We start from the raw sequence: 14,481 nt of genomic DNA on the forward strand, positions 1-14,481 counted from the left end.
GCTCCCTTCTCTTACATATTATCCGGATCATTTAAGTCACCGTCGGGATTATCGGTAATTGTGAAATTACCCATATCAGCAATGATATCCCCGGAGTCACTTACATCCTCGGTAGCGTCATTATCAGCATAATCATCAACAGGCTTTTCAGGTGCATTTTCAATTACCTGGCCGCTGATATCCATGTCCATTTCGCGAGCGGTGGTTGCGATATCTTCATCATCATCGTCACGCAGGGAAACCTCTTCCTCGTCCTCGTTGAGAACCTTGATATCCAGGCCGATAGACTGCAGCTCCTTAACAAGTACCTTGAAGGATTCAGGAATGCCAGGATCAGGTACATTCTCGCCTTTAACGATTGCTTCGTAGGTCTTAACACGTCCAACAACGTCATCGGACTTAACAGTCAGGATTTCCTGCAGGGTGTAAGCAGCGCCGTATGCTTCCAGCGCCCAAACTTCCATCTCACCAAATCTCTGGCCGCCGAACTGTGCCTTACCACCCAAAGGCTGCTGGGTAACCAGGGAGTACGGGCCTGTGCTACGTGCATGGATCTTATCATCAACCAAATGGTGAAGCTTGAGGTAATAGGTCAGACCAACGGTAACAGGGTTATCGAAGGGCTCACCGGTACGACCATCATACAGAGTAGTCTTAGCAGTCTTATCAATGCCTGCAAGCTCCAGGGCATCAGCAATATCCTGCTCATGCGCACCGTCGAATACAGGTACAGAAATCTGTACTGCTTTTACGCTCTTGCCACCGAATTTATCAATTTCAACAGTTTCCGGCATACCATATTTTTCATAATCGTAGCCGTAATGCTCTAATTTCTTAGCGGTTTCGGAATTAGCAAGCTCTTCCTTATAAGCCGCTTCAAATTCCGGAGTGCCTTCTGCTGCGCCAGTCTTTTCAACTGCGTTCAGCTTAGCTGCCAGGTTAGTGGTATCAATTTCCATACCCAAAGCACGTGCTGCCCATCCCAGATGGTTCTCCAGTACCTGTCCGATGTTCATACGGGAAGGTACGCCCAGCGGATTCAGTACGATATGTACCGGTTCGCCAGTAGGCAGGAACGGCATATCCTCACGCGCCATGATGCGGGAAACGACACCCTTGTTACCATGACGACCTGCCATCTTATCGCCTTCGGAGATTTTACGTTTTTGGGCAATATGTACACGAACCTGTTCGTTTACTCCCGGCGGCAGGTCATCGCCGTTTTCACGGCTGAATACCTTAACGCTGACAATCTTACCAGCTTCGCCGTGCGGTACACGCAGGGAGCTGTCACGTACTTCACGTGCTTTTTCACCAAAGATAGCACGCAGCAGACGTTCTTCAGCAGTCAGCTCGGTTTCACCTTTCGGAGTAACCTTACCTACCAGAATATCGCCAGGACGTACTTCTGCACCAATGCGGATAATACCACGCTCGTCCAGATCCTTCAGAGCTTCGTCAGATACGTTAGGAATCTCGCGGGTGATTTCCTCTTTACCAAGCTTGGTATCGCGGGCATCACAGTCATATTCTTCAATATGGATAGAAGTAAAGATATCAGCCTTTACCAGGTCTTCGTTCAGCAGAACAGCATCCTCGTAGTTATAGCCTTCCCAAGGCATATAAGCAACGATTACATTGTGGCCTAAAGCCAGCTCGCCGTGATCGGTAGCCGGGCCATCTGCCAGAATCTGCTTTTCAACAACCTTGTCGCCTTTGAAGACGATAGGACGCTGGTTAACGCAGGTACCTTGGTTAGAACGTTTGAATTTCAGCAGCGGATATACGTCTACCTCGCCATTTTCAGCACGTACACGGATTTCGTTGCCTACTACGCGGATAACCTCGCCGGCACGTTTAGCCAGGACGCAGACACCGGAGTCAGAAGCAACCTTGTATTCCATACCGGTACCGATAATCGGAGCCTGAGTACAGAGCAGAGGTACAGCCTGACGCTGCATGTTCGCACCCATCAGAGCACGGTTAGCGTCATCGTTTTCCAGGAACGGAATCAGTGCAGTTGCGATAGATACTACCTGTTTAGGAGAAACGTCCATCAGGTCTACTTTATCAGGAGTAATAGACAGGACATCATCCTTAGCACGGGCAGTTACACGCTCGCCCAAGAAGTAGCCGTTATCATCCAACGGTTCGTTGGCCTGTGCTACGATATATTTATCCTCTTCATCAGCAGTCATGTATCTGATTTCTTCAGTTACACGTTTATTTTCTTTATCAACAACACGGTACGGAGTTTCCATGAAACCGTATTCATTGATAACAGCATAGGTAGACAAGGAACCGATCAAACCGATGTTAGGACCTTCAGGCGTCTCGATAGGACACATACGGCCATAGTGGGAGTTGTGTACGTCGCGGACTTCGTAGCCTGCACGCTCACGGGACAAGCCGCCAGGGCCAAGGGCAGACAGACGACGTTTATGAGTCAGCTCTGCCAGCGGGTTGTTCTGGTCCATAAACTGGGACAGCTGGCTGCTGCCGAAGAATTCCTTAATAGCAGCAACTACAGGACGGATGTTAATCAGTGCCTGCGGAGTAATAGCCTCATTGTCCTGAATTGTCATGCGTTCTTTAACAACGCGTTCCATACGGGACAAGCCGATACGGAACTGGTTTTGCAGCAATTCGCCAACGCAGCGTACACGACGGTTGCCCAGATGGTCAATATCATCGCCGGTACCATGACCATCCATCAGGTTCAGCAGATAGTTAAAGGAGGTAAATACATCCTCTTGGGTAACTGTATGCAGTTTTGCATCAATGCCGGTGGTAAACATCAGCAGCATATCTGCTTCATGATTTTTAACCTTAACAGCACGCAGGCCACGTTCACTGTAGACACCGCTCTCTTCAATCTTATCCAGATTTTCGTCGGTCATCTTAGTGCCTTCCGGCAGGATGATTTCGCCAGTTTCTTCATTAACAATAGGTTCAGCCAGTACAGTACCGCTCAAACGGTTGCGCCAGCCAAGCTTCTTGTTGAGCTTATAACGGCCAACATTAGCCAGATCATAACGCTTGCTGTCGAAGAAGGTATTCTCAATCAGCTGTACAGCGTTTTCCAGGATAACAGGCTCGCCAGGACGCAACTTTCTGTAAAGCTCCAGCATTGCTTCATCTTTGTTGGTAGTGGTATCCTTCTCCAGGGTAGCCAGCAATGCAGGATGATTGCCGAAGCATGCTATAATCTCATCATTAGAGGATAAGCCTAAAGCACGCAGCAGCACTGTTGCCGGAACCTTACGGGTACGGTCTACACGAGCAGAGATGATATCATTGATATCAGTTTCATATTCAATCCAAGCGCCACGGTTAGGAATTACGGTAGTACCATAAATCTTTTTGCCGCTCGGATCCATAGTTACACTATAGTAAACGCCAGGAGAACGTACCAGCTGGCTGACTATAACACGTTCAGCACCATTGATAACAAAGGTACCGGTATCAGTCATCAGTGGGAAGTCACCCATAAACACAGAGGATTCTTTCATCTCGCCAGAGTCATCTTTGAAAACGAGACGAGCTTTTACGTTCATTGGTGCAGAATAAGATTCATCTCTCTCCTTACACTCTTCAACGCTATATTTAGGAGCTCCTAATTCAAAGCTTTCGAAGTAAAGCTCCAGATTGCCTGCAAAGTCTTTAATAGGAGAAATGTCATGCAGAATCTCCATGAGGCCCTTCTGAATGAACCACTCATAGGACTTTCTTTGAATATCAATCAAATGCGGCATAGCCAGAATTTCATTGATTCTCGCATAACTATACCGAGTCCTATCACCTACTGGAACCGGTTTAAACATGTAATTCCTCACCCCTTCTTGTATTATCAGCATACTAAACTTGGCAGCATCACTCCCGACAAAAAAAACAACAAGGTTCTTACCACAAGGACCTTGTCAGTTGTCTTCGATGAGCAGCCTCATCTTTCATTATAAGCAAGATACGCCGTTCAACCACTGACCCGGCAGTATTTGTTGTCAAAATTTACACCTGCAAAAATAATAATGATGTAGTATGATATGTTATCATAAATAATGCAAATTGTCAAGATTTAGCTCAAAAAAAAATTACAGACACCTCATTTTTATGGGTGTCTGTAACTTTATAGCCACGTTTTATTCAAAACGTCCTTTAAGTACAATCTCTTTATCCAGCAGAGCTACCTGGCCTTTAGCAAACAATGCGTCAATATCCAGGTTTTCGTCCAGAACCAACAGGTCAGCGTCCGCGCCAACTGCAACGCAGCCCTTAACGCCAGTCTTGCCAAGCAGCTCGGCAGGTGTAGAGGTCAGCAGCTTAATAGCCTCTTCAAGCGGCAGGCCGCGGCGTACCAGAGTCTTGATTGTCAGATGCAGATATTTAGGAGAGCAGTAGGTTAGACCAATGCAGTCACCATTTTCATTGAACTTAGGTTGGGAACCGAAAGCATCACTGCTCATCGTCAGATGATCAGTGCTCATACCCTCCCAGCTCAAAAGCTCCATAATCTGTTCTGCGCCGATTTCCATATCCTCATCAGTGCTGCCGGCAGTCATGTCGAAGTAACCGCCGCGACGTACCAGCTTTGCACCTTCTTCCATCAGCTCATGCGTACGCAGCATATGAGTCGGCAGGAAGTTCTTTGCAGGAACATCGGAATGGTCCAGTGCGTAGAACAGCGGATCCAGCTTACCAACACCGGAACCCATATGCATGGTTACCAGGCCGGCAACGTTGGCCAACAGGCCACCGCGACGGGTTGCGGTAGCAACCTCAATCAGCTCCGGTCCCTGAGGATTAGAGCTACGATGATCGCTTACTGCAATCTTGGTGCCGATAATCGGTGGAACCATCATGATATCCTTTTCGATAGAACCGGTAATGGTCGGAGAAGGGATACCGTAAGCACCGGTCAGGCAGTAGGCGGTAATGCCTTCTTCCGTCAGTGCGCGTGCCTTAGCCACCAGGTTTTCTACACTTCTGGTTACACCGTCTGTACCCAGCAGGCCCAGAACAGTAGTAATACCGCAGCTGGTAATCTGGCTCAGCATTGCTTCGGGTACGCGGGAAGCAGGGCCCTGCTCACCGCCGCCGCCGGTGATATGCATATGCATATCAATGTAACCGGGCAACAGCTTTTTGCCGCTGAAATCAAATACCTCAACCTCAGGCATACCTTCGTAGCCTTCGATTTTATCAGCAATACGCACTACCTTATCTGCAATAACCAGCACATCTTTTTTTCCAAGATGCGCAGGTGCATAAACGTCAGCGTTTCTAATTAACTTAATCAAAATGTGTCACTTTTCCTTTCATTGTGTACTAAGCAGTTGCTCAGTACTGCCGACTTGCTTGCGCAATCGGCTTATTTCTTTTCGTCTTCCAGCTTAGCAATACCTATACCGGTGTAGCCGTAGAACAGAGCGATAATGAAACCGGTGTAGCAGAGAATTGCCCACGGTGCATAATCCAGAGTTTCAATGCCGGTGCAAGCGGTCATATAAGCACCTGCTGCAGACCAGGGAACCAACGGTACAAATACGGTACCTGCATCCTCCAAGGTACGGGACAGGTTCTTCGCAGCAAGACCTCTTGCTTTATAAGCATCACGGAACATTTCACCGGGAATCAGAATGGACAGGTAGGAGTTACCGGTGCACAGGCCCATGGTAATGCAGGAAGCAACGGTGGAAGCAATCAGATCGCCGGTGCTCTTAGCAAAGGTCAGGATTTTTTGCAGAACTACTTCCAGGCAGCCGGCCTTGCTCATGATACCGGCAAAGCAGAATGCGCAGAATACCAGCAGAGTGGTGCCCATGATTTCAGCCATACCGCCGCGGTTCAGCAGCTTAATAATCTGCGGAGCAGCAGTAGCAGGGTCAAAGCCAGGAGTGGTCAGCATAGAAATTTTGAAGCCTTTTACAGTAGCCAGCAGCAGATTTTTCAAGTTGATGTTTTGGAAAATCAATGCTTCAGCACCTGCCAGAACAGTGGAAGCCATCATAACCGGCAGAGTCGGTTTCTTAAAGATAGAGCCTGCCAGAATCAGCAGTACAGGCAGAATCAGCAGAATGTTGAAGTTATACATGCCATCCAGTTGAGTCAGCATAGTGCTTACTGCTTCGGAAGAAACATCACCGCCGATATTGCCCTTTAAGCCTACGAAAGCGTAAACAACCAGGGAAATAATAGTTGCCGGAACAGTAGTCCAGAACATATGAGCAATGTGTTCATAAAGAGTAGAACCAGCTGCAACCGGTGCCAGGTTAGTGGTATCGGACAGCGGGGAGATTTTATCACCAAAATAGGAACCGGCGATTACAGCACCAGCAGTAGCTGCCAAGTTTACACCCAGAGTGCTGGCGATACCCATCAGTGCAACACCCATGGTAGCAACAGAGCCCCAGGAGGTGCCGGTTACGATAGATACTACTGCGGTAATCAGAAACGCGGTTACCAGCATGAAGGTCGGGTTTACAATCTGCACGCCATAATAAATCATCATCGGGATAGTACCGGAAGCCATCCAGGTACCAACCAGCGCACCAACGCAGGTCAGGATCAAAATTGCCGGCATGCCCTTAGCAATCTTCTGGCAGATTTCATCCATCATTTCATCCCAGGTAACACCAACGCGGTAAGCAATCAGGCCGGCAATAGCAGCTACCAAAAGCAGCAGCGGCTCAGTTGCGTAACCCAGATAACCTTTGCCGACAGTCAGAATAACCATCATAGCAATAATAGGAATAACAGATTCCGTAAAGGTTGGCATACGCTTATTTGTTTTTTCTTCAGTTTTTTGCATATCCTTTGACATAATACCCTCGTTTCTGCCGGTCATCTAGCCGGCTTAATTTAGCGACATCAACGTCATCTATAAAAATTTTATCATTATAACTTAATTAGCTCAATAGTTTTCTTTATCTATACTTATTGGATTTTTTCTTGTATACATAAGCGTTTTTAGAGGCGTTTTGTATTTTGTATACAAGATTTGTAGTATATTTCGTAGACATTTGCTTAAATGTATACTATTTTATACTAAAAATTTAGGACTTCTTCGAACATGCTGAAGAAGTCCTAAATTAAAAAATCAATAAGATTATTTTTCCTGTTATGGCGTTTCGATAAATTATTCTTATATAAAGAACAGAAAGTAAATTAACCCTTTATCTTTTCCTGCGACTCTTTTAAAAGCTCCAAAAAGCGTTTCGTAGGCAAGGTAAAGTTAAATTCATAATCATAAAGAACAGAAATTGGCATATTTCCCGAATACTTTGCCGGGAATTCAACAAGCGTTCCCTGCTCCAGTTCTTTTCTAACCTTGATTCGCGGCGTCAGCGCTATGCCCAGATTCTTCCCTACTGCCATCAAGACGGATTCAGAATCACTAAAGGTCAGAACGCTTTGCAGACGTGTAAAATCGACCTTAGATTTCAGATGCTTATAGTATACCTCGCTTGCAGGATAAGCAATAAACGGATAATCATAAATATTATTATTCCTGCCCATCTGCTCATACAGTTCTTTAGACGCTACCAAAACCATCGGCTGATTCCAAAGCTGTACACGCTTAGTATATAATGGCTGCACATCAATATGTACAAAGGCAAAATCATACAGCTTTTGTACAAAAGCATCATTGATGGTCGATTCCACCGTCATACAGCGGTTAACCTCTATATCAAGCTCAGGAAATTCCTTTTTGAGCTTCAGCAGCACTGGTAAAAGATAAAAGTTTATACCCTGAGTAGAAACGCCGATTTTTAAGCTGTAATTCTTCTTTTGAAACTGGCGCATTACCTCCTGGCTTTTCTGATAATCAGCCATCAGTTGCTGTGCTATCGGCACAAAATTTTTACCGGCCTGCGTCAGATAAACATTCTTGCCATCTCTGGTAAAAAGAATGACGCCATATTCCTCTTCCAAAGCATTGATGTGATTGCTAATTGTAGGCTGAGTAAAATTAAGATATTTCGCAGCCTGCGTAAAGCTGCGGCACTGTACAACAGTCAAAAAAGATTGATATACTTGGATGTTCATTTCGGATATTCCTCAAATTCTTATTTTTCATCAAGAACAGGTACAAAATATGCTTCTACGCCGGTAATTTCTCCCGGCTGCAACCGTACAAAGGTTTCTGATGCTTTACCATTAATCACAAAGCATGAATACGTATATTTACCGGTTACCTCACCATTGTCCGTCTCCTGCTGTACATCAGCCGAAGGAACAAACTGCTGGTAAATCAAATCGCAGTCATCGCATTCCTCTGCCTCGTAGCTCAGCGCACCATTAGGCTCTACAATAGCAATACCGGCACCCTCACGGCCAAAGATAGGCTTTTTGATATAACGCTGTCCTGCCAGCGGCTTGCTGTCCAAATATGTTGGCGTTAAATGCGCAGCTATAAGCTCTTCCTCCTGCGGTGTCCAGAACAAGCGGTGCTGATATAAATACCAGGCCAATGCCAGCAGCGCTTTATTCTGCAGTACAATGGATTTTACAGGGTTAACCAGATCCACAGCCCCGAAATTTGCCAGCTCCATAAGCTTTAAGCCTACAGGATAGCCATCCTCGCTTTCATCATCCATCAAAAGCTCCAGCGGATGCAGACGATACAGTATATCAAGCTTATCTTCCTTACTTTTGAAGATTTCATTGGGAATGTAAACTCCGTCATCATGTACAATCAGCTCATCCAGGCCGACAAGGCGACAAACGAATGGCTGCTTGCTCAAAATGCGTTCACGCAACACCTCTTGCACACGCTCAAATAAAAATTTAGCATTAGCCCAATCCTCACTGTAGCTTTTATCAGCAGCAAAGGCTATGCGCACTACATCCTTATCTGCATACTTAGCCTGCTCCAGCAGCTTTAAAAAGGGCTCTGCCAGCTCCTCCCCATCTGAACGCGGCTGCAAATCCAGACCGTATTCCTTAGCAAAATATGCTTCCGCAACCTTGTTGGCATAAAAGGTTTCAGGCAAAGCGCAGGGTGTATCCGAATTTATTTCTACCAGCTTATAGCAGCCGTCGGTATTCTTTACAAAGTCAAGACGGCTGATATAGCTGACATGGTCAGAGTTATCCGCAAGGATATACGGTGTGAGCTTATCCGTCATATTAAACAGATTAAAGGGCATTGCGCCATTATTATTGGTACGCAAAGCCTCTGCCAGGCGTGACAGTGCTGCTGTAAGGCCGGCACTGATGCGCTGCAGCTTACGCTTATTGGCATTGCTCATAAGCAGCGCGCTGATAGTAGGATAACGATTTTCCCACTCCGGCGCATCCACATACGGCATAATATTCAAATCAATTTTATCAAGCCAGGTATCAGGCTTATGATATTTATACATCTTCATCACCTCAGGAAATTGCGCTGCCACTGGAACGGCTCATGCCGCTACCGATGCCGCTTTTACCTGTAGTGCCCGTACTGCCGAGCTTGGAACTTTGCGTGCTTCCTGCAGTTCCATGTTGCACAGAGGCGCCATTAGCTGCATTACTGCTATCTCTGGCAGTAGCTGAACCAGCAGCTGTATTATCCTGCTTCGTATTAGCAGCAGGCGCAGTGCGCACACCTGCTGCAGGTCCTACGCCAAAAGTGCGGCCGATGAAATACCAAGGAAAGAAGCCATGAAAAAAGCCGCCGCCGTTATTTTCATCCTTCTTTTCATTTTGATCGTTCTGAGCAGAGTTATCATTCTTCCACTCGCTGTCTTTATTGCTGCCACAGCCGGCAACACCGGTCAACATTACCGCTATCAGCGTACCTGCCAAAAGCTTTTTACGTTTTTCGTCTGTAAGCATATGAAACTCCTTTATAAAAAATCTCAATCATTTTATCATAGTAATATAGTAGCTCATCTTTTATATTATAGCATATGCAGGCAGCAAATTGTACTCTGATAAGGTTAATCTGCAAAATCAAAAACTCCCGACACACCTAAGTGCATCGGGAGTCGGATTGCAGACGAATCAACAATCTATGGGTGTTCTTATGAGTGAATCTTTTCATAGCTCATCAACCATGCAAATCCTTTTGCCATACGCAAAGCAGGTTCCTTAAAATGACTTCCCTCATTCCAAACAAGAATACTGCTCAACCTATAATCTTCCAATGAGCGATACACATCATAAATATCATTTGCCACCTGTGCCAGAATTTGGTTGCGTGTCTTTGCTTCCTTATCGCCAAGACTTAAATAAACTCTATTGGTTAATATTTTGTTGTTATGTACAAAATCAACAAATTTAGGAAACCACACAGACGGAGATACTGCTGCTATACCTTCGAATAAATTTGTTTGATAAGCCGCCCACAATACAAATAATCCTGCTAAGGAATAGCCGCCTGCAAAAATCTTTATACCTTGATGCTCACTTAATAACGGAACAATTACTTCATTTTTTATACGTGTTAGAAGTTTTTCCGCATTGCCGGCAAATGCAGCCTCTCCAAAAATCGGCTCTGCCACCCATGGTGAAAGGTCGTCGTTCCAGCTATCAACCTGCACTGTAATAAACAAAAAATCTGTACTCTGCGTTATAGCTTTTATATGAGAAAGCTCCTCTTCGAGCAATGGTAACTCGTGTTCTCCTATTATTTGAAGCAAGACTACTTTTGCGTCGCGATTGCCTTGATAATTAACTTGCATCCTCTACTCGCCTCCCGGTTCCGTTGCAAATATTATATATTCTTTGAGGCAGAAAATCAAAAAACTCCCGACACACCTAAGTGTATCGGGAGTTGGATTGCAGACGAATCAACAATCTATTGTGCTACTAACGTAGCAACAAGATTATTTAACTTCTACAGTTGCGCCAGCAGCTTCCAGTTTCTCTTTCAGAGCGTCAGCGTCAGCTTTGGAGATTTTTTCTTTGATAGCTTTCGGAGCGCCGTCAACCAGCTCTTTAGCTTCTTTCAGGCCCAGGCCAGTAGCTTCGCGAACAGCTTTGATTACGCCGATTTTGGAAGCGCCAGCGGAAGCCAGGATTACGTCGAATTCAGTTTTTTCAGCTGCAGCAGCTTCGCCGCCAGCAGCCGGAGCAGCAGCAACAGCTACCGGAGCAGCTGCGGATACGCCGAATTTTTCTTCCAGAGCTTTAACCAGTTCGGACAGCTCGAGTACGGTCATGGATTCAATAGCTTCGATGATTTGATCTTTATTCATTATAGTTACCTCCAATAATAAGTAAGTTTTTATTTTTTAAGCTGCCTTATGCAGCATGCCGCAAATTAAGCGGACTCTTTTTGTTTGCGTACAGCTTCCAGAGCGTATACGACATTGCGGATAGTACCTTGAAGTACATTGACAAAACCGCTGATAGGAGCATTCATGCTGCCCAGCATCTTGGCAATAAGAACTTCTTTCGGCGGCAGAGAAGCCAGTGCTTTGATTTCGTCAGCACCGATAACTTTGCCATCAAGAACGCCAACTTTAACTTTCAGTTCTTTGTTTTCTTTTGCGAATTCGCAAACGATTTTTGCAACTGCAACAGGATCTTCCGGGGAAACAGCGATAGCGGTGTTTTTCTCCAGAGAAGGTTCCAGACCTTCAATACCAGCTTGTTCTGCAGCAATACGCAGCAGGGTGTTCTTAACTACATTGTAGTGAACGCCAGCTTCACGCATTTTGCGACGCAGCTCGGTATCCTGAGCAACAGTTAAACCGCAGAAGTCAACTAAAATAGTGCATTTGGAGTTAGAAAGCAACTCTTGAATTTCAGCAACTTTAGCTACTTTTTCAGGTCTAATAACTGCCATTTAGATTGCACCTCCTTTTTTTGATGTTTTTATTAAATCAAAAAGACCTCTCGGCCGTAGCCGGAGGTCGGAAGGTCTAATATATCTTCACGCTCCAGCCTCGGCAGGCGTAGTTAAAACTTACGCACGTGGCACCTGCTGTCTATGGCCCGATTATCTTCTGATTTAGTAAAATTAAGTAAAACTACAATTATTTATCGCTATTAGCTTTCAGGACGTCAACTTTAACGCCAGGGCCCATGGTGCAGGACATGGTGATAGTTTTCATGTACTGACCTTTAGCACCAGCCGGTTTAACCTTAACCAGGGTATCAGCCAAAGTCATGTAGTTTTGTAACAGTTGCTCTTCAGTAAAGGATGCTTTACCGATAGGAGCTTGTACGTTGCCGGATTTATCGGTACGATACTCGATTTTACCAGCTTTGGATTCCTTAACGGCACGAGTTACGTCCATGGTAACGGTACCAACCTTCGGGTTAGGCATTAAACCACGAGGGCCAAGGATTTTACCAAGACGACCAACAAGACCCATCATATCAGGGGTTGCGATGCACACGTCAAATGCCATCCAGCCGTTCTTGATTTTATCAACATATTCTTCACCGCCAACGAAATCTGCGCCAGCAGCTTCTGCTTCTGCAACTTTGGGGCCTTTAGCAAAAACCATAACAGTCTTGGATTTACCAGTGCCGTTCGGCAGAACCAGTGCACCACGAACTTGCTGATCAGGGTATTTAGGGTTAACACCCAGACGGAAAGCAACTTCAACAGTGCTGTCGAATTTAGTAGCAGCGGTTTTCTTAACCAGAGCTACTGCTTCTTTCGGAGAGTAGAATTTGTCAGCTTCGATTAATTTCAAAGCGTCAGCATACTTTTTGCCCATTGTTATGAATTCCTCCTATGTGGTACAAGCGGCTTTTGCCTCCCACTAAATGAGAAGACTGTTTAAAATTAGTCTTCGATTACAATACCCATGCTACGTGCAGTGCCTTCTACCATTCTCATAGCAGCTTCAACGTTTGCAGCATTGAGGTCTTGCATTTTGCTTTCTGCGATTTCGCGAACTTTGTCACGACCGAGTTTAGCAACTTTCTTTTTGTTAGGTTCACCAGAAGCCTTTTCCAGACCAGCAGCCTTCTTCAGCAGAACTGCAGCCGGAGGGGTTTTGGTTACGAAAGTAAAGGAACGATCTTCGAATACAGTGATCTCAACAGGAATGATGAGGCCAACTTGTTTCTCAGTACGTGCGTTAAATTCCTTAACGAAGGCCATGATGTTAACACCAGCCTGGCCAAGTGCAGGACCTACCGGAGGAGCCGGAGTAGCTTTAGCAGCCGGTACCTGTAATTTTACCATTTTAACGACTTTTTTCGGCATTTAATTACACCTCCTTACTCAATTTCTTCAACTTGTGTAAAGTCAATTTCAACAGGAGTTTCGCGTCCCATGATATCAACGAGTACCTTCAGTTTACCCTTTTCTTCGTTGATTTCACTGATTGTGCCTTCAAAATCCATGAAGGGCGCAGTCTTGATGCGGACTCTCTGATGTAACTGAAAATCAATTTTTGCGGGTTTTTCAGTTGCTTCAACTTCCATACCCATCGAAGGCATAATCTGCCTTACTTCTTCAGCTGTAAGCGGAGTCGGATGGGTAGAGTCAGAACCGACGAAACCAGTTACACCTGCAGTATTGCGGACAGCATACCAATTGCGCTCATTGACAATCATTTCCACCAGCACATAGCCTGGGAAAACCTTATGCTCGACAAGCTTTTTCTTGCCATCCGAAGTGATTTCAACCTCTTTTTCCGTAGGTATTTCAATACGGAAAATTTCATTTTCCATACCCAAGGAATGAACTTTTCGTTCCAGGTTTGCGCGTACTTTATTTTCGTAGCCAGAATAGGTATGGATTACATACCAATGTTTTCCTTGCTTTTCTTCTTCCATGAATAAACGGAAAGCAACGCTTCCCCTTCCCTCCTTACTTAAGCTTAAAAGCTCATTATTGCAAAATCATGCGGAATAACATACTAAAGATGGAATCAATAATCCAGATTAGAGCTGCGCACAAAACAACTGCAATAATTACCACTATAGTGTTAGCAATAAGCTCTTGTTTGGTAGGCCAGGTAACCTTTTTTAATTCTACTTTAGTTTCACTAAGAAAGGTGGTAATACTAAAGCCCTTATTCTCAGTGTCTGTAGTTTCCGGAACGGCCATCTTGTCACATCCTTGCTATTACTACCCGGTTACGCACGAGCCAATATTATTTGGTCTCTTTGTGCAGAGTGTGTTTCTTGCAGAACTTGCAATATTTATTGAGCTCGATACGATCAGGATCGTTCTTTTTGTTTTTGTTGGTTTGGTAATTTCTCTGTTTGCACTCAGTGCAAGCCAAAGTAATCAGGTTACGCATTTAGTTACACCTCGCTTACGTACATAATAATAAAACCAATCACAAATTGTCGCTAATATAGAGTAACACAGTTAACACTTTATGTCAACTATAAATATCCGTCTGACGCAAATTTTTTCTGCACAAACAGTGCTTATTTACTCTAAAGCGTTTCTTTGGCAATCAGTCTTAAAAAATCAAGACCGGCCATAAGCTGACCGGTCTTGTATTTTGCATTACTATGCCGGAAAAATTATTTCTCTTCTACTTCGGAAACAACGCCAGCGCCAACGGTACGGCCGCC

General features: G+C 45.0%; 14 protein-coding genes and 1 other annotated feature. All 14 genes read right to left on the reverse strand.

The window, feature by feature from the left end:
* Window positions 1-11: 11 nt before the first annotated feature.
* The 14 genes from rpoB to rpmG all read right to left on the reverse strand — a co-directional run bounded on the left by rpoB (window position 12) and on the right by rpmG (window position 14,198).
* The gene (gene rpoB, locus RDW05_RS06425; RefSeq protein WP_307978279.1) at window positions 12-3,824 is read right to left on the reverse strand and encodes a DNA-directed RNA polymerase subunit beta; all 3,813 of its coding nucleotides are present in this window, start codon (window positions 3,822-3,824) and stop codon (window positions 12-14) included.
* A 315-nt stretch (window positions 3,825-4,139) separates the two neighbouring features.
* Complete coding sequence (gene iadA / locus RDW05_RS06430; RefSeq protein ID WP_307978280.1) at window positions 4,140-5,297, reverse strand: beta-aspartyl-peptidase; 1,158 nt, start codon at window positions 5,295-5,297, stop codon at window positions 4,140-4,142.
* Window positions 5,298-5,368: 71 nt separating this feature from the next.
* Window positions 5,369-6,820: a Na+/H+ antiporter NhaC gene (gene nhaC, locus RDW05_RS06435; protein WP_298883788.1), complete on the reverse strand. Its 1,452-nt coding sequence runs from the start codon at window positions 6,818-6,820 to the stop codon at window positions 5,369-5,371.
* A 344-nt stretch (window positions 6,821-7,164) separates the two neighbouring features.
* Entirely contained in the window at window positions 7,165-8,046 is an 882-nt protein-coding gene (locus RDW05_RS06440; RefSeq protein ID WP_307978282.1) for a LysR family transcriptional regulator, read from the reverse strand.
* A gap of 20 nt (window positions 8,047-8,066) precedes the next feature.
* Complete coding sequence (locus tag RDW05_RS06445) at window positions 8,067-9,395, reverse strand: glutathionylspermidine synthase family protein (protein ID WP_307978283.1); 1,329 nt, start codon at window positions 9,393-9,395, stop codon at window positions 8,067-8,069.
* Window positions 9,376-9,819: a hypothetical protein gene (locus RDW05_RS06450; protein WP_307978284.1), complete on the reverse strand. Its 444-nt coding sequence runs from the start codon at window positions 9,817-9,819 to the stop codon at window positions 9,376-9,378. Before RDW05_RS06450 ends, RDW05_RS06445 begins: the two co-directional genes overlap by 20 nt.
* Window positions 9,820-10,007: 188 nt before the next feature.
* Window positions 10,008-10,667 carry a hypothetical protein gene (locus tag RDW05_RS06455; protein WP_307978285.1) on the reverse strand — a complete coding sequence of 220 codons (660 nt, stop codon included), beginning with the start codon at window positions 10,665-10,667 and terminating at the stop codon, window positions 10,008-10,010.
* Between the two features lie 144 nt (window positions 10,668-10,811).
* On the reverse strand, window positions 10,812-11,183 hold the full coding sequence (gene rplL, locus RDW05_RS06460) for a 50S ribosomal protein L7/L12 (RefSeq protein ID WP_210684818.1): 372 nt from the start codon (window positions 11,181-11,183) through the stop codon (window positions 10,812-10,814).
* Between the two features lie 65 nt (window positions 11,184-11,248).
* A complete protein-coding gene (rplJ, locus tag RDW05_RS06465; protein WP_009145194.1) occupies window positions 11,249-11,776 on the reverse strand; it encodes a 50S ribosomal protein L10 in 528 nt (175 codons plus the stop codon).
* Window positions 11,777-11,806: 30 nt separating this feature from the next.
* Window positions 11,807-11,942: a sequence feature (ribosomal protein L10 leader region), on the reverse strand.
* A gap of 24 nt (window positions 11,943-11,966) precedes the next feature.
* Window positions 11,967-12,659 (reverse strand): 50S ribosomal protein L1, encoded by a 693-nt coding sequence (gene rplA, locus RDW05_RS06470; RefSeq protein WP_293725127.1) that lies wholly within the window; start codon window positions 12,657-12,659, stop codon window positions 11,967-11,969.
* A gap of 68 nt (window positions 12,660-12,727) precedes the next feature.
* Window positions 12,728-13,153, reverse strand: a complete 426-nt coding sequence (rplK, locus tag RDW05_RS06475; RefSeq protein ID WP_009145196.1) for a 50S ribosomal protein L11 — start codon at window positions 13,151-13,153, stop codon at window positions 12,728-12,730.
* Between the two features lie 14 nt (window positions 13,154-13,167).
* Window positions 13,168-13,728 (reverse strand): transcription termination/antitermination protein NusG, encoded by a 561-nt coding sequence (gene nusG / locus RDW05_RS06480; protein ID WP_021721100.1) that lies wholly within the window; start codon window positions 13,726-13,728, stop codon window positions 13,168-13,170.
* Between the two features lie 55 nt (window positions 13,729-13,783).
* Window positions 13,784-14,002, reverse strand: coding sequence for a preprotein translocase subunit SecE (gene secE / locus RDW05_RS06485; RefSeq protein WP_009145198.1), 219 nt, complete (start codon window positions 14,000-14,002; stop codon window positions 13,784-13,786).
* Between the two features lie 46 nt (window positions 14,003-14,048).
* Entirely contained in the window at window positions 14,049-14,198 is a 150-nt protein-coding gene (gene rpmG, locus RDW05_RS06490; protein WP_009145199.1) for a 50S ribosomal protein L33, read from the reverse strand.
* Between the last annotated feature and the right edge of the window lie 283 nt (window positions 14,199-14,481).

This window comes from uncultured Phascolarctobacterium sp. (assembly GCF_902463975.1).
Classification (GTDB): domain Bacteria; phylum Bacillota; class Negativicutes; order Acidaminococcales; family Acidaminococcaceae; genus Phascolarctobacterium_A.